The sequence below is a fragment of the Pantoea sp. MHSD4 genome (genome assembly GCF_021043305.1).
Taxonomy (GTDB): Bacteria; Pseudomonadota; Gammaproteobacteria; order Enterobacterales; family Enterobacteriaceae; genus Pantoea; species Pantoea eucalypti.
On record NZ_JAJNDH010000002.1, the window covers coordinates 271,529 to 295,152 of the forward strand.

21 protein-coding genes and 7 tRNA genes are annotated in these 23,624 nt (G+C 54.6%); 2 read left to right on the forward strand and 26 right to left on the reverse strand.

Annotated elements, in window-relative coordinates:
- Positions 1-28 precede the first annotated feature (28 nt).
- The 6 genes from rlmH to leuS form a co-directional block, all read right to left on the reverse strand.
- A complete protein-coding gene (gene rlmH, locus LQK91_RS08085) occupies positions 29-499 on the reverse strand; it encodes a 23S rRNA (pseudouridine(1915)-N(3))-methyltransferase RlmH (RefSeq protein ID WP_003854025.1) in 471 nt (156 codons plus the stop codon).
- A gap of 3 nt (positions 500-502) precedes the next feature.
- The gene (gene rsfS / locus LQK91_RS08090; protein WP_003854023.1) at positions 503-820 is read right to left on the reverse strand and encodes a ribosome silencing factor; all 318 of its coding nucleotides are present in this window, start codon (positions 818-820) and stop codon (positions 503-505) included.
- 92 nt (positions 821-912) lie between these two features.
- Positions 913-1,557, reverse strand: a complete 645-nt coding sequence (gene nadD / locus LQK91_RS08095) for a nicotinate-nucleotide adenylyltransferase (RefSeq protein ID WP_003854019.1) — start codon at positions 1,555-1,557, stop codon at positions 913-915.
- Positions 1,550-2,581 (reverse strand): DNA polymerase III subunit delta, encoded by a 1,032-nt coding sequence (gene holA / locus LQK91_RS08100; protein ID WP_105099417.1) that lies wholly within the window; start codon positions 2,579-2,581, stop codon positions 1,550-1,552. Before holA ends, nadD begins: the two co-directional genes overlap by 8 nt.
- A complete protein-coding gene (gene lptE, locus LQK91_RS08105; RefSeq protein ID WP_003854016.1) occupies positions 2,578-3,177 on the reverse strand; it encodes an LPS assembly lipoprotein LptE in 600 nt (199 codons plus the stop codon). The genes holA and lptE overlap by 4 nt, the downstream gene beginning before the upstream one ends.
- A 14-nt stretch (positions 3,178-3,191) precedes the next feature.
- Positions 3,192-5,774 (reverse strand): leucine--tRNA ligase, encoded by a 2,583-nt coding sequence (gene leuS, locus LQK91_RS08110; RefSeq protein ID WP_105099416.1) that lies wholly within the window; start codon positions 5,772-5,774, stop codon positions 3,192-3,194.
- Between the two features lie 222 nt (positions 5,775-5,996).
- On the opposite strand from leuS, the gene LQK91_RS08115 reads away from it, so the two are divergent.
- The gene (locus tag LQK91_RS08115; RefSeq protein WP_003854013.1) at positions 5,997-6,479 is read left to right on the forward strand and encodes a zinc ribbon-containing protein; all 483 of its coding nucleotides are present in this window, start codon (positions 5,997-5,999) and stop codon (positions 6,477-6,479) included.
- Between the two features lie 45 nt (positions 6,480-6,524).
- Here the strand turns inward: LQK91_RS08115 and LQK91_RS08120 are convergent, their stop codons facing one another.
- The 9 genes from LQK91_RS08120 to miaB all read right to left on the reverse strand — a co-directional run bounded on the left by LQK91_RS08120 (position 6,525) and on the right by miaB (position 16,125).
- Positions 6,525-7,250, reverse strand: coding sequence for an amino acid ABC transporter ATP-binding protein (locus tag LQK91_RS08120; protein ID WP_003854011.1), 726 nt, complete (start codon positions 7,248-7,250; stop codon positions 6,525-6,527).
- Positions 7,251-7,928 carry a glutamate/aspartate ABC transporter permease GltK gene (gltK, locus tag LQK91_RS08125; RefSeq protein ID WP_003854008.1) on the reverse strand — a complete coding sequence of 226 codons (678 nt, stop codon included), beginning with the start codon at positions 7,926-7,928 and terminating at the stop codon, positions 7,251-7,253. It lies immediately after the preceding gene.
- The gene (locus LQK91_RS08130; protein WP_003854005.1) at positions 7,928-8,668 is read right to left on the reverse strand and encodes an amino acid ABC transporter permease; all 741 of its coding nucleotides are present in this window, start codon (positions 8,666-8,668) and stop codon (positions 7,928-7,930) included. The genes gltK and LQK91_RS08130 overlap by 1 nt, the downstream gene beginning before the upstream one ends.
- A 285-nt stretch (positions 8,669-8,953) precedes the next feature.
- Positions 8,954-9,850 (reverse strand): amino acid ABC transporter substrate-binding protein, encoded by an 897-nt coding sequence (locus LQK91_RS08135; RefSeq protein WP_003854004.1) that lies wholly within the window; start codon positions 9,848-9,850, stop codon positions 8,954-8,956.
- Positions 9,851-10,464: 614 nt separating this feature from the next.
- On the reverse strand, positions 10,465-11,988 hold the full coding sequence (gene lnt / locus LQK91_RS08140) for an apolipoprotein N-acyltransferase (protein WP_105099415.1): 1,524 nt from the start codon (positions 11,986-11,988) through the stop codon (positions 10,465-10,467).
- Between the two features lie 4 nt (positions 11,989-11,992).
- Positions 11,993-12,874 (reverse strand): CNNM family magnesium/cobalt transport protein CorC, encoded by an 882-nt coding sequence (corC, locus tag LQK91_RS08145; protein ID WP_008925004.1) that lies wholly within the window; start codon positions 12,872-12,874, stop codon positions 11,993-11,995.
- 82 nt (positions 12,875-12,956) lie between these two features.
- A complete protein-coding gene (gene ybeY, locus LQK91_RS08150) occupies positions 12,957-13,430 on the reverse strand; it encodes an rRNA maturation RNase YbeY (RefSeq protein WP_003853997.1) in 474 nt (157 codons plus the stop codon).
- The gene (locus LQK91_RS08155; RefSeq protein WP_003853995.1) at positions 13,427-14,488 is read right to left on the reverse strand and encodes a PhoH family protein; all 1,062 of its coding nucleotides are present in this window, start codon (positions 14,486-14,488) and stop codon (positions 13,427-13,429) included. Before LQK91_RS08155 ends, ybeY begins: the two co-directional genes overlap by 4 nt.
- 212 nt (positions 14,489-14,700) lie before the next feature.
- The gene (miaB, locus tag LQK91_RS08160; protein WP_003853992.1) at positions 14,701-16,125 is read right to left on the reverse strand and encodes a tRNA (N6-isopentenyl adenosine(37)-C2)-methylthiotransferase MiaB; all 1,425 of its coding nucleotides are present in this window, start codon (positions 16,123-16,125) and stop codon (positions 14,701-14,703) included.
- Positions 16,126-16,297: 172 nt separating this feature from the next.
- Here miaB and ubiF point away from each other — a divergent pair, with 172 nt between their 5' ends.
- Positions 16,298-17,470 carry a 3-demethoxyubiquinol 3-hydroxylase gene (gene ubiF, locus LQK91_RS08165; RefSeq protein ID WP_105099414.1) on the forward strand — a complete coding sequence of 391 codons (1,173 nt, stop codon included), beginning with the start codon at positions 16,298-16,300 and terminating at the stop codon, positions 17,468-17,470.
- A 112-nt stretch (positions 17,471-17,582) separates the two neighbouring features.
- Here the strand turns inward: ubiF and LQK91_RS08170 are convergent.
- The 11 genes from LQK91_RS08170 to nagA all read right to left on the reverse strand — a co-directional run bounded on the left by LQK91_RS08170 (position 17,583) and on the right by nagA (position 23,609).
- Positions 17,583-17,657: transfer RNA gene (locus LQK91_RS08170), tRNA-Gln, on the reverse strand.
- 29 nt (positions 17,658-17,686) lie between these two features.
- Positions 17,687-17,761, reverse strand: a tRNA-Gln gene (locus tag LQK91_RS08175).
- Between the two features lie 6 nt (positions 17,762-17,767).
- Positions 17,768-17,844: transfer RNA gene (locus LQK91_RS08180), tRNA-Met, on the reverse strand.
- A 24-nt stretch (positions 17,845-17,868) separates the two neighbouring features.
- Positions 17,869-17,943: transfer RNA gene (locus LQK91_RS08185), tRNA-Gln, on the reverse strand.
- 35 nt (positions 17,944-17,978) lie between these two features.
- Positions 17,979-18,053, reverse strand: a tRNA-Gln gene (locus LQK91_RS08190).
- Between the two features lie 22 nt (positions 18,054-18,075).
- A tRNA-Leu gene (locus LQK91_RS08195) sits at positions 18,076-18,160 on the reverse strand.
- A gap of 9 nt (positions 18,161-18,169) precedes the next feature.
- A tRNA-Met gene (locus LQK91_RS08200) sits at positions 18,170-18,246 on the reverse strand.
- A 218-nt stretch (positions 18,247-18,464) separates the two neighbouring features.
- Entirely contained in the window at positions 18,465-20,132 is a 1,668-nt protein-coding gene (gene asnB, locus LQK91_RS08205) for an asparagine synthase B (protein ID WP_003852788.1), read from the reverse strand.
- A 308-nt stretch (positions 20,133-20,440) separates the two neighbouring features.
- On the reverse strand, positions 20,441-21,193 hold the full coding sequence (locus LQK91_RS08210) for an HAD-IIA family hydrolase (protein WP_003852790.1): 753 nt from the start codon (positions 21,191-21,193) through the stop codon (positions 20,441-20,443).
- Between the two features lie 39 nt (positions 21,194-21,232).
- Complete coding sequence (gene nagC, locus LQK91_RS08215; protein ID WP_003852792.1) at positions 21,233-22,453, reverse strand: DNA-binding transcriptional regulator NagC; 1,221 nt, start codon at positions 22,451-22,453, stop codon at positions 21,233-21,235.
- A 7-nt stretch (positions 22,454-22,460) separates the two neighbouring features.
- Entirely contained in the window at positions 22,461-23,609 is a 1,149-nt protein-coding gene (gene nagA / locus LQK91_RS08220; RefSeq protein ID WP_105099413.1) for an N-acetylglucosamine-6-phosphate deacetylase, read from the reverse strand.
- Positions 23,610-23,624 lie beyond the last annotated feature (15 nt).

Genomic DNA, 23,624 nt, shown 5'->3' on the forward strand with positions numbered 1-23,624 from the left:
CTTGTCATGTCTGATGTGGGCTGATCGGTCATTCACGATGATAAGGATGATTTGTCGTTATACTCCAGGCACGATACAGACTTTCGGCTACCAGCACGCGCACCAGCGGATGGGGCAACGTCAATGCTGACAGTGACCAGCTCTGTTCTGCCGCCGCTTTACAGGCGGGGGCCAGGCCTTCGGGCCCGCCAATCAGCAGGCTGACATCGCGACCATCAAGCTTCCAGCGTTCAAGCTGCTGTGCCAGCTGCGGGGTTTCCCACGGTTGGCCCGGAATATCCAGCGTGACGATGCGATTACCTTTGCCGACCGCCGCCAGCATCGCTTCACCCTCTTTTTCAAGAATGCGTTTGATATCAGCATTTTTACTGCGCTTACCTGCGGTAACTTCGATCAGCTCAAACGGCATATCTTTCGGGAAGCGGCGCAGGTATTCCATAAAACCGGTCTGCACCCAGTCAGGCATTTTGGTGCCGACGGCAACGAGTTGCAGTTTCACCGATTAGCTCCAGAGTTTTTCCAGCTCATACAGCTGGCGACTCTCTTCCTGCATCACATGCACGATGACATCGCCCAGATCAACCACGACCCAGTCTGCCGCGCTTTTACCTTCAATGCCTAATGGCATCAGGCCAGCTAAACGGGATTCCTGCTCAACGTGTTCTGCGATCGAAGTCACATGACGCGTGGAGGTACCGGTGCAGATGATCATGTAATCGGTGATGCTGGATTTGCCCTGAACGTCGATGGTAACAATGTCCTGGCCTTTAAGATCATCAATCTTATCAATAACGAACTCTTGGAGTGCTTTACCTTGCAAAAGGTTCCCCTTGGAATCTGGTAGTAACGAGCCGGCTGTAAGCCCGGAGAGTGCAGCCAAAAAATTAAGCGGCGCAGTATAGCATGCCCGGATCAGTCGCGATATAAGCCTTCGCGGTCGATATAGTCGATAACCGCAGCGGGTAACAGGTCATCGCAGGGCTGATTTTGATGGCGACGGCGGCGAATTTCGGTCGCCGAAATATCATAGAGTGGGGTTTCCGCCAGCCAGATATGCCCCGCGGGCTGCTGATGCAGCTGCCGGATATCCTGAGCGACGTGTTGCTCAAGCCACGCCTGCATCTCTGGAGAGTCGAACCGGGTCGGATAGCCGGGACGCTGGCAGACCAGCAGATGGCAGAGTGACAGCAGATCCTGCCAGCGATGCCATTTGGACAGGCTCAGCAGGGAATCCTGACCAATGATAAAGGCCAGCGGCTGCTCTGCACTGCGTTCTGCGCGCCAGGCTTCCAGGGTGGTCACGGTCCAGGAGGGTGTGTCACGTTCCAGCTCCCGGGTATCAATTTCAAACAGCGGTAAGCCACGGATAGCGCAGCGCAGCATAGCAACCCGCTGAGACGCGCTGGCTTCCGGTTGTGGACGATGCGGGGGCACATTATTGGGCAGCAGCGTCACACGCTGTAAGCCGGTCTGCTGAGCCAGCGCTTCCACCGGGCGCAGATGGCCAAAATGGATCGGATCGAAGGTGCCACCAAACAGTGCGTGTAACTCAGACATGGGCAAAGCTCGTCGGAAAAGCGCGACTGCTGAGCAGCAGCGTCAGGGTTTGCAACTGCGGCCACACTGACTGACCATAATCCTGCTTCAGGGTGATCTCAATCTGACTCAGCAGATGGATGGCGCGTTGCAGACGGGTGGCATCCAGTCGCTGGAGTGCGTCGGTGAACAGCGCGCGGCGGTTTTGCCAGATACGCTGCTGATCCATCAGCGTGCGCAGTGGTTGCCGGGCCTGATGGCGTTGCAGATGCAACAGCGTCAGCAAATCGCGCTGCAGCGTACGCAGCAGAATCACGACTTCGCTCTCTTCTTTCTCCAGCTGATGCAGGATATGCAGCGCGCGACGACTTTTACCTGCCAGCAGGGCATCCACCCAGTGGAAGGGCGTGAAGTGCGCGGCATCACTGACTGCTTCTTCGACCCGTGGCAGTGTCAGCTTGCCGTCCGGCCACTGGAGTGAGAGCCGCTCCAGCGCCTGCGCCAGCGCCAGCAGATTACCCTCATAGCAGTAACACAGCAGCTGTACTGCCGCGTCATCCACGGATAATTTCAGCGCTTTCGCGCTATTTACCACCCAGCGTGGCAATTGTGCCTGCTCTGGCGTCTGGCAGGGCACGACAACCGCAGAGGCAGCCAGTGCCTTAAACCAGGCGCTGTTTTCCTGCGCTTTGGTCAGCTTTGGCATCCGGCAGATCAGCAGAATATCGGCGTGCAGCAGCTGAGAGAGCTTAACCAGCTGCTCGGCCATGGCGGCGTTGGGGCCATTCTCGGGGAATTGCAGTGTCATCGTCTGACGCTGTGCAAACAGACTCAGTGACTGGCAGCTGACGAACAGGCTCTCCCAGTCGGTCTGGGCATCCAGCGTAAAACTAAAATGTTCGTCGAATCCCTGTGTGGTTGCGGCGGCACGGATGGCATCCGCGCTTTCCTGCAACAGCAGCGGTTCGTTACCGGCTAACAAATAACAGGCGCGCAGCCCCTCACGGAGCTGCGCGCTGAGTTGCTCAGGATAAATCCTGATCATTGCAGGCTGGTAGCAGAGGAAGAGGGCGCTTCCTGTGAACCCTGACCCGGCACCGAAATCACTGACGCTGGCAGAGTATCTTTGCTGTTCATCTGCGCGGCATGCACCGACAGCAGCTTACGAACCAGCTGTTCAGCTGCACGCTGACGCATCTCCTGCGTAATCAGGTCCTGCTCGGCATCTTTTGCCAGCGCCGCATTCGGGTTATCGAAGAACGAACGATAAACCGTGGTGCTGATGGGATAGATACCTTTGCCCGGCAACAGCACCTGCGCAGTGAGGGTCATCACCAGCTGATACTCGGCAGTGGTGCCGCTGATAAAGACCGAGGCTGTGTTACGCCCTGACATTTCAGGACCCAGACGCAGTGTCGGAATATCGGTACGGGTCTGCTTGCTGTCTTCAACAATGGTGACATCGTTGATGCGCAGTTGCTGACGTACAGTACGTGCCAGCGGACCATAAGGATCGCCGGTTGAAACAATCAGGGTTTTCAGTTCGCTGGGCACCTGCGTGGTGCCGCGCGGATGAAAACCACAGCCAGCGGTGATCACCACCGCCAGCATGACAAACAGCCTGATAATCGGATGTCGCACAGTTCCTCCTGAACTTAACCTACGACCAGGTTAAGCAGTTTGCCCGGTACATAAATGACTTTACGGATAGTCACGCCGTCCAGGTACTTCGCCACCAGATGCTCCTGCGCAGCGCGTGCCTGAACCTGTTCCTGTGTTGCATCGGCGGGTACGGTGATTTTGCTGCGCACTTTACCGTTAACCTGTACCACCACCAGCAGTGAATCTTCAACCATAGCGGCTTCATCAGCAACCGGCCAGCTCGCTTCATCAATGGTGCCTTCGCCGCCCAGCGTCTGCCACAGAACATAGCAGGCGTGCGGGGTAAACGGATAGAGCAGACGGACGATAGCCAGCAGCGCTTCCTGCATCAGGGCGCGATCCTGCTCGCTCTCCTGCGGAGCGCGGGCCAGCTTGTTCATCAGCTCCATGATTGCCGCAATAGCGGTGTTGAAGGTCTGACGACGGCCGATATCATCCGCCACTTTGGCGATGGTTTTGTGCAGGTCACGACGCAGCGATTTCTGCTCGTCATTCAGGCTGTCCACATCCAGTGCCACGGTCGCACCCTGTGAGGTGTGCTCGTAGACCAGCTTCCAGACACGTTTCAGGAAGCGGTTAGCCCCTTCAACGCCCGATTCCTGCCACTCCAGCGTCATATCTGCTGGCGAAGCAAACATCATAAACAGACGTACGGTATCGGCGCCGTAACGCTCAACCATCAGCTGTGGATCGATGCCGTTGTTTTTCGACTTCGACATTTTGCTCATGCCCGCGTAGATCACGTCGCGGCCCTGCGTGTCGGTCGCTTTAATAATGCGGCCTTTCTCGTCACGCTCAACTTCAACGTCAACCGGGGAAACCCAGTTACGTTCGCCGTTGTTGCCCAGGTAGTAGAAGGCATCAGCAAGTACCATGCCCTGGCACAGCAGACGTTTTGCTGGCTCATTAGAGTTCACCAGGCCCGCGTCACGCAGCAGCTTGTGGAAGAAGCGGAAATACATCAGGTGCATGATGGCGTGTTCGATACCACCCACATACTGATCGACCGGCAGCCAGTAGTTTGCTGCGGCCGGGTCCAGCATGCCTTCCTTGTAGCTGGCGCAGGTATAACGCGCATAGTACCAGGAGGACTCCATAAAGGTGTCAAAGGTGTCCGTTTCACGCAGCGCTGGCTGACCGTTTACTGTGGTTTTCGCCCACTCCGGATCCGCTTTGATCGGGCTGGTAATGCCATCCATCACCACATCTTCCGGCAGGATAACCGGCAGCTGGTCTTCAGGTGTCGGCATCACAGTGCCATCTTCCAGCGTCACCATCGGGATAGGTGCACCCCAGTAGCGCTGACGGGAAACACCCCAGTCGCGCAGACGGTAGTTCACTTTACGTACGCCCACGCCTTTTGCCGCGAGTGAATCCGCGATAGCGTTAAAGCCAGTTGCGTGATCCATGCCGTTGAACTCACCCGAGTTGAACAGGGCGCCTTTATCCGTCATCGCCGCAGCGCTGACGTCAGGAATGGAGCCATCCAGGTTGAGTATGACCGGCTTGATCGACAGATCGTATTTAGTGGCAAACTCCCAGTCACGCTGGTCGTGTGCCGGAACCGCCATCACGGCACCGGTGCCGTATTCCATCAGGACGAAGTTGGCGACCCAGACCGGAAGCAGCTCACCGGTCAGCGGATGAATAACAGACAGGCCGGTCGCCATGCCTTTCTTCTCCATGGTCGCCATATCGGCTTCGGCCACTTTGGTATTACGGCATTCAGCAATAAAATCGGCCAGTGCCGGATTATTTACCGACGCCTGAGTCGACAGAGGATGGCCTGCTGCGACAGCCACATAGGTTGCGCCGATAAAGGTATCCGGGCGGGTGGTGTAGACAGTAACTTTCTCTTCGCTCTCTGCCACGTCGAAAGTGATTTCGACGCCTTCAGAACGACCAATCCAGTTACGCTGCATGGTTTTGACCTGTTCAGGCCACTCTTCCAGCGTATCCAGATCGTTCAGCAACTCTTCCGCATAATCGGTGATTTTGATAAACCACTGGGGGATCTCTTTACGCTCAACCTTGGTGTCGCAGCGCCAGCAACAGCCATCGATCACCTGCTCGTTCGCCAGCACCGTCTGATCGTTCGGGCACCAGTTCACTGCGGAGGTTTTTTTATAGACCAGGCCTTTTTCATACAGTTTGGTAAAGAACCACTGTTCCCAGCGGTAGTACTCAGGCTGGCAGGTGGCCAGTTCACGACTCCAGTCATAGCCAAAGCCCAGCAGTTTGAGCTGGTTTTTCATGTAGGCGATGTTGTCGTAAGTCCACGGGGCAGGTGCAGTATTGTTTTTAACCGCAGCGCCTTCCGCAGGCAGGCCGAAAGCATCCCAGCCAATCGGCTGTAGTACGTTTTTGCCGAGCATACGCTGATAGCGCGCGATTACGTCGCCGATGGTGTAGTTACGAACGTGACCCATGTGCAGGCGGCCAGAAGGATAGGGCAACATGGAGAGGCAATAGTATTTCTCTTTACCTTCCTGCTCAGTCACTTTAAACGTTTCGTTTTCATCCCAGTGCTGCTGCACACGGGATTCAATTTCTTCCGGGCGGTATTGCTCTTGCATGGCTGCCTGTGGTCCTTTATGAAAAACATTTTTCTGGCTCTAAGATCCGCATAGCATACCCATAAGGCCGCGTATCAACAACACTTCCCACTTTTGCTGGCACGATTTCTGCCGAAAGCGTCAGCCTCTTCACCCTTTTGTAATTCACTGTACAGACGACACGGCAAAAGCAACATTACGACTAAACTTAAGTCAGCGAGGGTCTGCATAAAGGAGAACAAAATGAATAAAGTGGCTCAGGAGTATCGCGAGTCGTTAGCCGTATTGACTGAACGTCTTCGTCAGGGCGATCGTAACCTTGATGAGCTGATTGCCGGGCGGCGAAGTCAGTTGCTGGTGCGCGATGATATGTCAGAAAGTGAGATTGACCAGGCGCTGCGTTCGGTGCGCCGTGATTTAGGCGAGTTTGCCCGAAGTTACAGCGATGCTGAAGAACCGCTGGCGGACTCACTGTTTATGCGCATTATCCGCGAGAGCGTCTGGAAAGAGCTGGCGGATATTACGGATAAAAGTCAGCTGGAGTGGCGTGAGGTCTTTCAGGATCTGCATCACCATGGTGTCTATCAGAGCGGTGAAGTGGTCGGTCTTGGCAATCTGGTGTGTGAAAAGTGCCAGTTTACCCGGGCAATCTATACGCCTGAGACCTTATCCCGTTGTCCGGAGTGCGGCCACGATCAGTTCCAGCGTCAGCCTTTTGAACCCTGATAACAAACATTATGCGGGCCACATTGAGTGACCCGCATACGTTGTTTAGTGCAGAATTTTAGCGAGGAAATCTTTAGCGCGGTCAGACTGCGGATTATTAAAGAAGTCATCTTTGTTGGTGTCTTCGATAATTTTCCCTTCATCCATAAAGATCACGCGATTGGCGACTTTACGGGCAAAGCCCATCTCGTGTGTCACCACCATCATCGTCATCCCTTCCTGCGCCAGTTCAACCATCACATCCAGCACTTCATTGATCATTTCCGGATCCAGCGCGGAGGTCGGTTCATCAAACAGCATCGCAATAGGATCCATGCAGAGCGCACGCGCAATGGCTACACGCTGCTGCTGACCACCCGAGAGTTGCCCGGGGAACTTCTCAGCATGCGCTGACAGTCCCACACGCTTCAGCAGCTTCAGCCCTTTATCGCGGGCCGCCGCTTTGTCTCGCTTCAGCACTTTTACCTGCGCCAGCACCAGATTGTTAATAATGCTCAAATGCGGGAACAGCTCGAAGTGCTGGAACACCATTCCGACCTGACTGCGAAGCTGCGCCAGATTGGTTTTTTTGTTGTTCACTTCGGTGCCGTTGACGGAAATCACACCCTGCTGAACAGGCTCAAGTCCGTTCACGGTTTTGATGAGCGTCGATTTACCGGAGCCGGACGGGCCGCACACTACCACCACTTCACCGGTTTTGACTTCGGTTGAGCAGTCGGTCAGCACCTGAAAGTGACCATACCACTTAGAAACATTTTTCAGGCTAATCATTTAAACCGTCCTTTTTCTTTTTAGATAGCTGACCAACAGCGATGCGCTCAGGCTGATAACGAAGTAGACCAGACCTGCAAACAGAACCATTTCAACCTGGGTGCCGTCGCGCTCACCGATAGTCGACGCGGTACGGAAGAAGTCCGCCAGGCTTAACACATAAACCAGAGAGGTATCCTGGAACAGCACGATACCCTGCGTCAGTAACAGCGGAACCATGGCCCGGAATGCCTGCGGCAGAATAATCAGTTTCATGGCCTGCCACTGCGTCATACCCAGTGCCAGCGCGGCATTACCCTGGCCGCGTGAGATACTGATGATGCCGGCACGAATGATCTCTGAGTAGTACGCCGCTTCGAACAGTGAAAAGGCGACCATGGCTGAAATCAGGCGGATATCGGTTTTAGGCGACAGACCCAGCACCTGTTGCAGGAAACTCGGCACCACCAGATAGAACCACAGCAGCACCATCACCAGCGGTACTGAGCGGAACAGATTGACATATATTTTGGCGAACCAGCTGATGGGCTTAAAGGTCGACAGACGCATTACCGCCAGCAGGGTGCCCCAAAGAATGCCGAAGACCACGGCGGTAATCGTGATCTTAAAGGTAATCACTAAGCCGTTAAGCAGATAGGGCAGGCTGGGCGCAATCGAACTCCAGTCAAAGTCGTACATTACTTGCCTCCCGCATTGCCTGGCAGCCGGACTTTGCGCTCGACCAGACTCATCAACAACATAATCACCAGGTTAATCGCGACGTAGGCCAGCGTAATGGCGGTAAAGGATTCATAGGCGTGAGCAGAATAGTCGAGCAACTTGCCCGCCTGTGCTGCCATATCCACCAGACCAATGGTGGAGGCGATAGCGGAGTTCTTGACCAGGTTCAGCATTTCCGAGGTCATCGGCGGAACAATCACGCGATACGCATTCGGCAGCAATACATAGCGGTAAGTCTGCGGCAGTGTTAATCCCATCGCCAGGCCAGCATTCTTCTGTCCACTCGGCAGTGACTGAATCGCCGCGCGCACCTGCTCGCAAACGCGGGCGGCGGTAAACAGGCCGAGACAGATCATGGAAGAGAGGAAGAACTGAATGTTGGGGTCCAGCTCAGACTTAAACCACATGCCGAGATTCTCGCCCACCAGCTCGGGCGCCACCAGATACCAGAAGAAGAACTGGACAATCAGCGGGATGTTACGAAACAGTTCGACATAGCAGGTGCCAATGGTCGACAGCAGGCGATTCGGCACGGTGCGCAGAATGCCAAAAAATGAACCCACGCAGAAAGCGATAATCCAGGCGCAGCAGGAGACGGCTATCGTCACCTGAAAACCGGACCACAGCCAGCCGAGGTAGGTCGTGTTACCGAACGGGGCCTGTTCGAGAAATATGCCCCAGTTCCAATCGATACCCATAACGAGCTCCGGAAAAAAAGGGTAGCTAAGCTACCCTGAAGATTGATGAACGGCGTTTTATGTCCTGACGCAGGGGAACGACCCGTGTCAGTCTGTCTGTCCATGCCGCGGTTTCAGCAATCGAGAGGGCAGCCAGGCCGCCCTTGTTATACCCGCCGTCTTTCAGGCTGCATTTTGTTGGCTATGTATGTCCACGCATCCGAATCATCTACCTGAGTAGGTTCCCCGGGATGCATGCTCTCCTGCCGACTCAATGTGACCTGAAATCCATTGGGTATTTTTTTGTTAATTGAGTGCTTTGTCGTTTGGCGTTTTGAACAGCGCTTTCATGTCATCAGACAGCTCAAAGTTCATGTTCAGGTTCTTAGGCGGAATAGGCTTTTTGAACCAGGTATCGAACCATTTTTCTGCCTGACCCGACGTCTGGGCTTTGGCGATGGTTTCATCTACCAGCGCTTTGAACTGCGGATCATCTTTACGCAGCATGCAGCCATAGGCCTCTTTAGACTGTGGCGTGCCTAAAATTTCCCAGTTGTCCGGCTTTTTGGCTTTAGCGCGTTCGCCAGCCAGTAGGGCATCATCCATCATAAAGGCCACGGCACGGCCGGTTTCCAGTGTACGGAACGAGTCGCCATGATCTTTTGCGCTGATGATGCGCATATCCAGTTTTTGTTCGTCGTTGAGTTTGTGCAGCAGCACTTCAGACGTGGTCCCTGAGGTTACCACCACGGTTTTGCCTTTCAGGTCGGCGAAATCTTTGATCGGGCCATCTTTCTTAACCAGCAGACGGGTGCCAATAACAAAAATGGTGTCAGAGAAAGCCGCCTGTTTCTGGCGCTCAAGGTTATTGGTGGTGGAGCCACACTCATAATCGTAGGTGCCGTTTTGCAGCAGTGGAATACGGTTTTGTGAGGTGATCGGAATCATTTTGACCTGCAGGTCAGGCTTATTCAGCTTCGCTTTGATGGCTTCCACAATGGCGTTTGAGTAATCCTGTGAATAGCCGACGACTTTTTGCTGGTTGTCATAATAAGAAAAGGGAACTGATGATTCGCGATGCCCGACCACAATGACGCCATTGTCATTGATTTTCTTCAGGGTGCCGCTGAGATCTTCCGCCTGGGCCGCTCCCGCCGCTGCACCGATCAGCAGAAGAGATAATGCCACTTTGCGTAGTTGCATGTTCCAACTCCTTCGTATGAAAAAGGCACAGGATATAACCTGCGCTGATTATGATGTTGTGTCTGTTTTGTGCTGCGTTTCTGCTCATTCTGCGGATTAAATGGGCGCAGAAGAGTCACTAACATAGCTGATTGTTAACGCAATGAAACAAAAAAGTTTCTTTTTTGCGAGGTGATCCGCACCAAAAAAAGGCAAATTTCTCACACTGCGCGTTTACGGTGCAGGAGGTGCGACAGTTTTGGTGCAATCCGCCTCGCGGCAGCGTCTGCAATCAGGCTGTTAGCGAAAAACAGTGAAACATTTTGCAATCATCGTGCCAGAAAGCGGTGCAGGGTGAGAAAGGCAGCAGAGTATGCGGTCAGGAAGTGGGAGAATCAGAGAATAACAAGGAGAAAAGGCGAAACTGGCACCTCGCACCGACGGCAGACAAACGTAAAGCGAGGGGAGCTAACACCTTTAGCAGCGCAGCGCGGGCCATGGATGGCCCGCGCTGAGCAAGCCAGGGTTGGCGGTGTTTGCGACTCTGCGTAAGGCAAGGCGTTTACTCCCTGAGCACCACGCGTTTTCAACAACCTCAGGCGAAGCATTCGCTTCGCCATGACGCCTCTGCGCTGTTATCGGCGTCGGCGCAGCAGGGCAATCAACGCCGCCAGCAGCGTCAGTGACCAGACAGGCCAGATGCCAGCCCGCGCGTACGGGGTTTCTCCCTGCGTAGGCGTAACTTTGCTGGTCAGGACATCGCGCGTAAATTGCGGCAGCATGGCTTCAACATCACCACTGGCATTGACCACTGCAGTTACGCCATTGTTGGTACTGCGCAACAGTGGACGACCCAGTTCCAGCGCCCGCATCCTCGCCATCTGGAAGTGCTGCCACGGGCCGATAGAGTGGCCAAACCAGGCATCGTTCGAAACGGTCAGCAGGAAGCTGGTGTCGGGATGGAAGTTGGCTCGTACCTGTTCACCCAGCACGATCTCATAACAAATGGCGCTGGTCAGGTTATAGCCCGCCACGCGGAGTTGCGGCTGGAGATAGTTGCCACGGCTGAACGCCGACATCGGCAGATCAAAGAACGGAGCCAGCGGACGCAGCAGATCGGCCAGCGGCACAAATTCGCCAAATGGCACCAGGTGATTTTTCTGGTAACGATTGCCGCTGAAGTAGTTGTACGGCGTCTTGCCACCCAGCACGATCACGGTGTTGTAATCGTGATAGCGGTTCTGCTCCAGTCGGGAGTCTACGATACCCGTGACCAGCGAACTGCCGCGTTCACGCAGTTCATCATCCAGTGAATGCAGGAACGGCTGCTGATTACTTTCCAGATCGGTAATCGCCGATTCAGGCCAGATAATAATCGGCGCTTTGCCCATTAGCGGCTGGCTCAGACCGTGATAAATGCGCAGGGTGTTGAGCAGTTGCTGCGGATCCCACTTCATCGACTGCGGGATGTTTCCCTGCACCAGCGCCACTTCGACGGCACGCTCGGGCATCGGCTGAACCCACTGGATATAGCGCAACGGCCACGGCAGGGCCAGCAGCAGCAATGCTGCGACCAGACTTCTGACGTTGCGCTGCTGCAGGGCATATGCCAGCAGGCCAGCCACCACCATCAGCAGGAAGGTCAGGGTCTCGACCCCCGCCAGCGGGGCCAGACCTTTTAACGGGCCGTCAATCTGGCTGTAGCCAAACTGCAGCCATGGAAAGCCGGTCAGCACCCAGCCGCGCAGGAATTCCGTGATCTGCCACAAAGCCGGTGCGGCCAGCGCCAGTCGCCACAGCGTTGTGCGCGGCCAGATGCGATTCAGTACACCGGCAAACAGCGCCGGGTAGATCGCCAGATACGCCGCCAGCAATGCCACGATAAAGACATTCACCGGGCCAGGCATGCCACCAAAGGTGGCGACACTGACGTAAACCCAGTTGATGCCGCTGCCGAATAAGCCAACTCCCCAGACAAAACCGATTGCCGCAGCCTGCGGACTTGAGCGGTTGAGGGTCAGGAGCTGTAAGCCGCACAGCGACAGCAGTGCGGCGGGCCAGAAATCGTAAGGAGAGAAGGCGAGGGTGCCCAGCGCACCCGTCATTAAAGCCAGCAGCAGGCGAACCCGCTGGCGCGGGTAGAGTGAGGCTAAAGCCATAGACTTATTCGTCTTCCAGTTGAGGTTGTGGCGAGTTTTCCGGAATGGTCACGTGAACCTGGATAATGCGGCGGCTGTCAGCCATTGCTACCTTGAACTGGTAACCCTCAATCTCAATGCTTTCACCGCGCGCGGGCAGATGGCCGAAGCCCTGCATCACCAGACCACCAATGGTATCGACTTCATCGTCACTGAACTGCGTGCCAAACACCTCATTGAAATCTTCAATGGCGGTCAGAGCGCGCACCGTAAAGGTGTGACGGTTGAGCTGACGGATATCACGATCTTCTTCATCGTCATACTCATCTTCGATCTCACCGACAATCAGCTCCAGAATATCTTCAATGGTCACCAGACCAGAGACACCACCAAACTCATCGATAACGATCGCCATGTGGTAGCGCTGGGAGCGGAACTCTTTCAGCATCCGGTCAACGCGCTTACTTTCAGGCACAACCACCGCAGGACGCAGGACTTTCTCAATGCTGAAAGGCTCAGATTCGCTGCTCATAAACGGCAGCAGATCTTTCGCCATCAGAATCCCTTCCACATGATCTTTGTCTTCGCTGATCACCGGGAAGCGGGAATGGGCGGATTCGATAATGACATCCAGACACTCTTCGAGGCTCTGATTACGTTTCAGGGTGATCATTTGCGAGCGCGGGATCATGATGTCACGCACGCGCTGCTCCGCAATATCCAGAACCCCTTCGAGCATGTCGCGGGTGTCCTGGTCAATCAGCTCTTTGTTATTCGAGTCGCGGATCAGCTCCAGTAGCTCATCACGGCTTTTCGGTTCACCGTGAAAAAGTTGGTTGATCAACAGGGAGAAAAATCCCTTTTTACTACTGGGTGCATCGCTGTTTTGAGAATGGTCGTCGCTCATGGCGGTTTTTATAGATCTCTCTGGTGAGGAATAGGTGCTGTCAGCACACCGTGCTGACAGCCGGATAGCCAGAATTCGGGATTCAGGCGTCTTCTTTCTCCGAAATGTACGGATCAGGATACCCAAGAGCAAGCATTATCTCGGTCTCCAGTCCTTCCATCTCGTCCGCTTCGTCGTCTTCAATATGGTCGTAACCCAGCAGATGCAACGTGCCGTGTACCACCATATGCGCCCAGTGGGCTTCAACGCTTTTGCCCTGTTCTGCGGCTTCCTGCTCAACCACCTGGCGGCAGATGATCAGATCGCCCAGCAGAGGTAACTCAATACCCGGTGGTGCTTCAAACGGGAAGGAGAGCACATTTGTCGGCTTGTCTTTGCCGCGATAAGTCAGATTTAACTCATGACTCTCCGCTTCATCGACCAGACGGACGGTGACTTCGCTTTCGGGCTGAAAAGGGGTAACAGCCGCGGAAAGCCAGCGATGAAACAGGCTTTCATCCGGCAGGTTCGCCGTGTTCTCACAGGCGACCTGCAGGTCGAGAATGACCTCACTCATTTGCTCTCCTGCGAGGTGCTCTGTGCAGCCAGTGCTTCACGTTTACGCTCTTCAGCCTGCTGATCGCGACGGGTCTGATCGGCCGCTTCCCAGGCTTCATAGGCGGTAACAATGCGGGCAACCACCGGATGGCGCACCACATCTTCACTGTGGAAGAAGTTAAAGCTAATCTCTTCAACGTCTGCCAGCACTTCAATGGCATGCCGCAGGCCCGACTTAACGTGACGTGGCAGGTCAATCTGGGTGACGTCGCCGGTAATTACCGCTTTGGAGTTAAAGCCGATACGCGTCAGGAACATCTTCATCTGCTCGATGGTGGTGTTCTGGCTCTCATCAAGAATGATAAACGCATCGTTCAGGGTACGACCACGCATGTAAGCCAGCGGAGCCACCTCAATGACGTTGCGCTCCATCAGCTTTTCTACCCGCTCAAAACCGAGCATTTCAAATAGGGCATCGTAGAGGGGACGCAGATATGGGTCGACTTTCTGGCTCAGATCGCCAGGCAGGAAGCCGAGTTTTTCACCCGCTTCGACGGCAGGGCGCGTCAGCATGATGCGGCGAATCTCCTGACGCTCCAGGGCATCCACTGCGGCTGCCACCGCCAGATAGGTTTTACCGGTACCCGCCGGGCCGACGCCAAAGGTGATGTCGTGGTCGAGCACGTTAGCGATGTACTGCGCCTGGTTCGGCGTGCGCGGCTTAATCACACCACGCTTAGTCTTGATATTGACCGCTTTACCGTACTCCGGCACGCTTTCGGCGGTTTGTTCCAGTACCCGGCTCTCTTTGATGGCCAGGTGAATCTGGTCAGGCTCAATATCCGGGATCTCACCACGCATCGGCGCGGTGTCGACATACAGGGTTTTCAGAATATCTGCGGCGGCATTGACGCACAGTGGACGTCCCACCAGCTTAAAGACATTGTCGCGACGATTGATCTCAATGCCCAGACGACGCTCAAGCTGTTTCACATTATCGTCGAAAGGCCCGCACAGGCTCATCAGTCGACGGTTATCAGCCGGTTCAAGGGCGATTTCACGAGTTTCGATATTCAAACGAATCCTTTGGGTCACTCAGGGCCAGTTATGGGATGTGTCTGACGCACCGTTGGGCTTAACCGTGTGCACCATAACGAAATTATTTATGCCGTAACGCCTGGGCGCAAGCTTAAGGAGAGATATTTGGGCGACACTTTCATAAACCAAGTGTCGCGGCGTGAAATTGGCGGCAACAACGCGCTGCGCGCTGCCGCCCGGTAGTGCAGGGATCACGGCTGGAACAGGCTCACGCCGATTTCGTTTTCTTTGCGGGTACGGGCAATCACAGAGGCCGGGCTTTCCGCCATACGCAGGCCCATCTCTTCTTCGGTACGCACCAGTTTGCCGCGCAGCGAGTTGGTGTAGACATCGACAATTTCAACATCCACAAAACGGCCAATCATCTCAGGCGAGCCTTCGAAATTAACCACACGGTTATTTTCGGTGCGGCCGGAAACTTCCATGACGTTCTTGCGGGAGATGCCTTCTACCAGAATACGCTGCACGGTGCCCACCATGCGGCGACTGATCGCCTGTGCCTGCTGGTTAATGCGGTCCTGGAGGATCCACAGACGCTGCTTTTTCTCCTCTTCGCTGACATCATCCGGCAGGTCAGCGGCTGGCGTGCCAGGACGGGCAGAGTAGACAAAGCTGAAGCTGACATCGAAATTGATCTCGGCGATAAGCTTCATGGTCTGCTCGAAATCCTGCTGCGTTTCACCCGGGAAGCCGATGATGAAGTCAGAACTGATCTCAATATCGGGCCGCGCTGCGCGCAGCTTGCGGATAATCGCCTTATATTCCAGCGCGGTGTGCGCACGCTTCATCAGCGTCAGAATACGGTCCGATCCACTCTGAACGGGCAGATGCAGGAAACTCACCAGCTCCGGGGTATCGCGGTAGACCTCGATAATGTCGTCAGTAAACTCAATCGGGTGGCTGGTGGTGAAACGAATACGGTCGATACCGTCGATAGCAGCGACCAGGCGCAGCAGCTCGGCGAAGGTACAGATCTCACCGTCAAAGGTGGCGCCACGATACGCGTTGACGTTCTGGCCAAGCAGGTTAACTTCACGCACACCCTGCGCCGCCAGCTGCGCGATTTCCAGCAAAATGTCATCGCTGGGACGGCTCACTTCCTCGCCGCGTGTGTAAGGAACCACGCAGAAAGTACAATATTTGTTGCAGCCTTCCATGATAGAAACAAAGGCTGTGGGACCTTCTGCGCGCGGATCCGGCAGGCGATCGAATTTCTCAATTTCCGGGAAACTGATGTCGACCACCGGACTTTTGGTGCCGCGCACGGTGTTAATCATTTCCGGCAGACGATGGAGTGTCTGCGGACCAAAAACGATATCGACGCAGGGAGCACGCTGGCGAATATGGTCCCCTTCCTGCGACGCGACGCAGCCGCCAACGCCGATAATGACATCCGGATTGCGCTCTTTGAGTTTTCTCCAGCGTCCCAGCAGGTGGAACACTTTCTCCTGCGCTTTTTCACGAATAGAACAGGTGTTAAGCAGCAGGATATCCGCCTCTTCAGGGACCTCGGTCAGCGTGTAGCCGTGCGTCGTGTTCAGCAGATCAGACATCTTGGATGAATCATACTCATTCATCTGACATCCCCAGGTTTTGATATGCAGTTTTTTTGTCATCGCGCTAGCCATTGATTCAGTGCAGTGAAGTGAGGGGCGCGTATTGTAATGCTTTGATGCTGTTGTGACCAGCCTGAGGGCTTTTCTGCCAGCCTTCGGGTTTTCCGGTACACTTTGCTCTATTCAGACCCGTGTTGCGCAGGCTGGCGGGAATAAGAGAGGGATATAAGCAATGCAGGATAATCAGTTTGATGTCGTGATTGTCGGCGGTGGCATGGTCGGTGCTGCGCTGGCCTGTGGACTGACACAGCAACATTTTCGCGTGGCGGTCATTGAGCGTGCCGAACCCGCTCCATTTGAGGCCGACAGCGATCCCGATTTGCGAATTTCAGCGATCGGATCCTCCTCGGTAGCGTTACTGAAGCAACTTAACGTCTGGCCGCGGGTAGACGCGATGCGCAGCGCGCCCTATCGGCGACTGGAAACCTGGGAGTGGCAAGCGGCGCAGGTAAGTTTTGATGCTGCCTCGCTGGGCTTACCTGAACTGGGTTTTATGGTTGAGAACAGCGTGCTTCAGCGGGCGTTGTGGGAGGAGATGCAGTCGCTGGGCGTGACCTGCTATTGTCCGGCCACGCTGGAAAATCTGCAGCCAGAAAATGGCGGCTGGCGCGTTGATCTTAACGACGGCGTGGCCTTACACACCCGGCTGGTGGTTGGCGCAGATGGTGCGAACTCACAGGTGCGGCAGATGGCCGGAATCGGGATTCATGGCTGGAGCTATGCGCAGTCCTGTTTACTGATCAGCGTGACCTGCGAACATCCGGCAGGAGATGCCACCTGGCAGCACTTTACGCCGCAGGGGCCGCGCGCCTTCCTGCCGCTGTATGGCAATCGCGCCTCACTGGTCTGGTACGACGCGCCTGCAAGAGTGCGTCAGCTGCAGACGATGCCGATGGCCCGGCTGGAAAAAGAGATTGCCAGCCACTTCCCGGCGCGGCTGGGACGTTTCAAAGCCCATGCGGCAGGGGGTTTTCCGCTGGTGCGTCGCCATGCTTCACGCTATGTCCTGCCAGGACTGGCGCTGGTTGGCGATGCCGCGCATACCATTAACCCGCTGGCCGGGCAGGGCGTGAATCTTGGCTATCGCGATATTGATGCGTTGATTGAGGTGCTGGTCAGCGCACGCGGTGCGGCGGAAGACTGGGCGTCAGAGCGGATATTGCAGCGCTATCACCGGCAGCGTCGTAAAGACAATATGCTGATGCAGGGCGGAATGGATCTCTTTTACTTTGCTTTCAGCAATCAGCTGGCACCACTGCGCTTCGCGCGTAATCTCGGACTGATTGCTGCCGAGCATTCCGGTGTCCTGAAGCGACAGGTATTACGATACGCACTGGGTTTATAGACCATTGCGCATTGAGGCTCGCCGCAGGGCGGGCCGGCAATCAGGAAGCGTGGAACGTTTCAGAAGGGACAAAAACAACAAAGCCCGCAAAAGCGGGCCTGGTTGTGCAATTTGGCTGGGGTGCAGGGATTCGAACCCCGGAATGCTGGTATCAGAAACCAGTGCCTTACCGCTTGGCGACACCCCAATAATGGTGTTTTTCAAATTGTCTTTGTATGGCTGGGGTGCAGGGATTCGAACCCCGGAATGCTGGTATCAGAAACCAGTGCCTTACCGCTTGGCGACACCCCAATTATATGGTGGCTACGACGGGAATCGAACCTGTGACCCCAGCATTATGAGTGCTGTGCTCTAACCAGCTGAGCTACGTAGCCTAATTGTACTGCATTTTTCAATGATGGCTGGGATACCTGGATTCGAACCAGGGAATGCCGGTATCAAAAACCGGTGCCTTACCGCTTGGCGATATCCCATTCGTCCGTTCTCAGCATACAAGAATCATCGAAATTGGCTGGGATACCTGGATTCGAACCAGGGAATGCCGGTATCAAAAACCGGTGCCTTACCGCTTGGCGATATCCCATCCACGCTGCCGAATAATGAAATGGTGCGGGAGGCGAGACTTGAACTCGCACACCTTGCGGCGCCAGAACCTAAATCTGGTGCGTCTACCAATTTCGCCACTCCCGCAAAAAAAGATGGTGGCTACGACGGGAATCGAACCTGTGACCCCAGCATTATGAGTGCTGTGCTCTAACCAGCTGAGCTACGTAGCCATCTTTTTTTCGCGTTACCTTCATCGGCGTTGCGGGGCGCATTATGCGGAGTTGACCAGACAGCGTCAACAAGTTTTTTACCGTTTTTTGCCAGATAATTGCTGTTTGACTGGCTTATAACCAGCCTGGCGGTTTATTCGGCAATTTTTCAGTGAATACAACGCTAATCGTAAAAAAAATGGGCCGCAGCGGGCCCATTCTGACGGCTCTCTGCCTGCTTATTTGTAAGCTGACTGATGCACACCGACGGCACGTCCGGATGGATCGTCCATGTTTTTAAACGCTTCATCCCACTCAATTGCTTTGGCAGAAGAGCAGGCGACCGATGGACCACCAGGCACACATTCTGCCGCGCTCGCTAATGGGAACAGCTCTTCGAAGATCTCACGATAAAGATACGCTTCTTTCGAACCTGGCGTGTTGAACGGGAAACGGAAGTGGGCGGTTGCCAGCTGCTGATCGCTGATTTGCTTCGCCGCGACTTCTTTCAGTGAGTCGATCCAGCTGTACCCCACGCCATCCGAGAACTGCTCTTTCTGACGCCACGCCACGCTCTCTGGCAGGTAAGAGGAGAAACATTCACGCAGAATGTGCTTCTCCATTTTACCGTTGCTGCCACACATTTTGTCGGCCGGGTTAATCCGCATCGCCACATCCAGGAATTTTTTATCCAGGAAGGGTACACGTGCCTCAACGCCCCAGGCTGACATCGCTTTGTTAGCACGGGCGCAGTCGAACATATGCAGCGCCTGCAGTTTACGCACGTTTTCTTCGTGGAACTCTTTGGCGTTTGGCGCCTTATGGAAATAGAGATAGCCGCCGAAGACTTCATCTGCGCCTTCGCCAGACAGCACCATCTTAATGCCCATCGCTTTGATTTTACGCGACATTAAATACATCGGCGTAGAGGCGCGAATAGTGGTGACGTCATAAGTTTCAATGTGATAAATCACATCGCGAATCGCATCCAGTCCTTCCTGAACGGTGAAATGAATTTCGTGGTGCACGGTGCCCAGATGTTCCGCTACGGTTTTCGCCGCTTTTAAATCGGGTGAACCTTCCAGTCCGACTGCGAAGGAGTGCAGTTGCGGCCACCAGGCATCACTTTTGTCCTGATCCTCAACCCGCTTTGCTGCAAAACGCTTGGTCACAGCTGAAATGATGGAGGAGTCCAGACCGCCTGACAGCAGCACACCGTAAGGTACATCTGACATCAGGTGGCTTTTCACGGACTCTTCCAGCGCATGCTTCAGGCCAGCGGCGTCGGTGGTGTTGTGCTCAACGTTTTTGTATTCCATCCAGTCACGCTGCCAGTAACGACGGATTTCACCATCGGTGCTGGAGAGATAGCTTCCCGGCGGGAATTCTTTGATGGAACGGCAGGCTGGCACCAGCGCTTTCATTTCTGAAGCAACAAACAGGTTGCCGTGCTCATCGTTACCCATATAGAGCGGGATGATGCCAATGTGGTCGCGACCAATCAGCCAGGTTTTTTTAACGGTGTCATAGAGGATAAAGGCGAACATGCCTTCCAGCTCGTCGAGGAAATCGACACCTTTCTCCTGATAGAGCGCCAGAATGACTTCACAGTCAGAGCCGGTCTGAAATTCGTAGCGATCGCTGAGTTCAGCGCGCAGTGCCTGATGGTTGTAAATTTCGCCGTTAACCGCCAGTACGTGGGTGTGATCGGCGTTGTACAGCGGCTGTGCGCCATTGTTAACGTCAACAATTGAGAGGCGTTCATGCGCCAGAATAGCATGATCATCGGCGAAGACGCCTGACCAGTCCGGGCCGCGATGACGCATTAAGCGTGAACATTCCAGCGCTTTTTTGCGCAGCTCAACAGGATCGGTTTTCAGATCCAGCACACCAAAAATTGAACACATAACTGACTCCTGAGCTCACCTTACGGCGATGTTATCTTTTACGTTTGTCCGGCAGCCTGTCGCTGCGTGATACATAAGAAAATGCGCTATTTAGTGCATTCAATGCAAGAGGAATCGTGATTTACTGATAAAAATATTGTTCACATGGCAATAATTTTGAATAAACGATAATTTAAACGTTGTTTTGTTGATGGATCAGCAATGGAATGGCTTTTATGAACAAAAAACAGGCAGTGAAACCCGCGGGAACAGGGGAAAAAAAGGGGGACGCATCACAGATTAGCCGGATGCGTCATAAGAGAAATGAATCAGAACAGGTCAATATCGGCAACAGAAGGGTAGATCCAGTCCGGGCGGAACGGCATAGCATCAATATCCGTCAGCGTGGAGACGCCAGAGAGAACCAGCACCGTCTCCAGACCCGCCTGAAAACCGGCCAGAATATCGGTTCGCAGATTGTCGCCAACAATGACCGTCTCTTCAGAGTGAGCCTGCATTTTGTTCAGCGCGGCGCGCATGATGTAGGGGCTGGGTTTGCCAACAACAAACGGGCGACGACCAGAGATTTTCTCGATACCCGCACAAAGCGCGCCACAGGCAGGAATAAAACCGCGCGCATGCGTATCCGGGTTAGTGGCAATGAAGCGAGCGCCGTTAGCCACGAAAAAAGCCGCTTTATGCATCATGTCCCAGTTAAACGAGCGTGTCTCACCGACAATCACGAAGTCGGGATTCACATCAGTAATCGTAAAGCCCGCTTTGTAGAGTTCGTGAATCAGCGCGCCCTCACCAATGACATAGGCCTTTTTGCCTTCCTGACGGCGCAGGAAATCGGCTGTGGCCATTGCCGAGGTATAGAAAACGGATTCAGGAACCTCAACACCGGCCGAGGCAAAACGGTTAGCCAGATCCTGCTCGGTTTGCGAGGGATAGTTTGTCAGCACCACCAGCGGCATCTCTTTGGCCAGAATGCGCTGTAAAAATTCCTGCGCGCCGGGAACGGCCGTGTTGTCGTGCATCAGCACGCCATCGATATCACAAATTACGCTTTTAATGGTCATAGTCAGATCCGATGTGGCCCGCCACAGCAGCGGGTTAGCTTAGTCTTCCAGAAGATGTTGCAGCAGAATGCCGTTAAGCATGGCACGTTTGGCGAGCGCAAACGCGCCAATGGCAGAACGATGATCCAGGGTGGAGCGCACAACCGGCAGATTTTTGCGAAAGGCGGCTAAGGCCTGGGTATTGATGCAGCCTTCGATAGCGGGCAGCAGCACTTTTTCGGCCTCTGTGATCTCACCCGCCAGCACCACTTTTTGTGGATTAAACAGGTTGATTGCGATTGCGATCGCTTTGCCAAGATAACGGCCAACATGCTCGATCACTTCACACGCCAGCGCATCACCCTGATTGGCCGCTTTGCAGATATGGGACATCTGGCTCGCCTCCAGCGTCAGCGTGCTGGGATGGCCCTGACTCAACAGATGTCGTACGCGATTTTCAATGGCGCCGTTGGCGGCAATGGTTTCAAGGCAGCCAAAGTTGCCGCAGTGGCAGCGTTCACCAAGGGGATCGACCTGAATATGGCCGATCTCGCCGACGTTGCCGTTGCTGCCAAGAAAGATATGGCCGTTAGCAATAATGCCGGCACCGGTGCCACGGTGTAAGCGCACCAGAATTGAGTCTGCACAGTCACGGCTTGCACCGAAGTAGTGCTCGGCCAGGGCCAGACTGCGGATATCGTGACCGACAAAGCTCGTGACGTTGAAACGTTTTTTCAGACTGGCGACCAGCGGCCAGTGGCTGACGGAAATATGCGGCATATAGCGGATGACGCCGTTAATCGGATCGACCAGCCCTGGCAGGATAACGGAAATCGCGATCAGCTCGCGTATTTTGCGCTGGTGCTGCTCAATGAAGCTGCTGATGGCGTTAAACAGCGCATGTTCCAGCGTCTCCTGAGTGCGTTCCGGCAGGGCGTAATCTTCCTGCGCCAGTGATTTACCACTGAGGTCGAACAGGGTCAGGGTGGCATCATTGCGTCCGAGACGGACGCCGATGGTATGGAAATGGCGGGTTTCAGTAATAATCGAAATGGCGCGGCGACCACCGGTAGAGGCCTGCTGGTCTACCTCTTTGATCAGGCCGCGCTCAATCAACTGGCGGGTAATTTTGGTGACACTGGCGGGGGCAAGCTGACTGAGTTCAGCAATCTGAATGCGCGATATCGGCCCCTGTTGATCAATCAGCCGGTAAACCGCTGCGCTATTGAGTTGCTTAACAAGATCGACATTTCCTATTTGTGACTGGCCGCCAGTGGTCATTCAGTGCTTACTCGCTCAGGACGTCGTCTCCGTTGACAAACGTCTTAATGATTTTAAAGTCGCGCGTAAACACAGTCAGGTTCGCGATTTTTCCTGCTTCGATCGAGCCCAACTGCCTTTCCACGCCCATCGCCCGTGCCGGATAAAGTGATGCCATGCGCAACGCTTCATCCAGTGCGATACCCACATGCTCGACGCTGTTTTGTACCGCTTCGATCATCGTCAGGGCAGAACCACTTAATGTGCCGTTTTCGTCGACACAAAGCCCATCACGATAATAGATTGTTTTGCCTGCAAAAATAAACTCGCTGATGTCAGCACCAGCGGGGGCAGTGGCATCCGTTACCAGCACCAGTTTGTCGCCTTTAATGCGCTTTGCATTCCGTACGTTAGCGTAATGTACATGTAAACCATCCGCAATAATGCCGCAGTATACATCAGGTGAATCAAACAGCGCACCGATAAGCCCGGGTTCACGGCCGGCAAATGTCGGCATGGCGTTGTAGAGGTGCGTTGCGAAACGCACGCCAGCAGAAAAACCCGCTTTCGCCTCTTCATAAGTCGCATTCGAGTGACCCGCTGAAACGATGATTCCGGCGTCTGTCAGCTGACGAATCACCTCGCTGCCAGCGTTTTCCGGTGCCAGCGTGACTTTGGTGATGACGTCTGCGTTGTCACAAAGATACTGCACCATCGCAGCATCCGGCAGGCGAATCAGCGCCGGATCGTGGGTGCCTTTTTTCGCCTTACTCAGCCAGGGCCCTTCCAGATGCAGACCCAGGGCCTGATGCTGATGTTTCTGCAGATAGGCGCGCATGGTTTCAATCGCACGCTTCATCAGGGCATCGCTGCTGGTAATCAGCGTCGGTAAAAAGCTGGTGCAGCCAGACTTCTCATTGGCGCGCTGCATCGTTTCCAGGGTTTCGATACTCAGTGCATCCAGGCTGTCATTGAACTGCACACCGCCGCAGCCGTTGAGCTGAAGATCGATAAAACCTGGCGCAATCATCGCGCCCGCCATATCCCGCTGCTCAATATTGGCCGGGAGCGATTCACGCGGGCAGACGCGTGCAATAAGCCCGTCAGCCACCACGACGGCATGATTGTCCAGAACCTCATGGCCACTGTAAATTCGACCGTTTACTAATGCGTACATCTCTTTTCTCCCGTC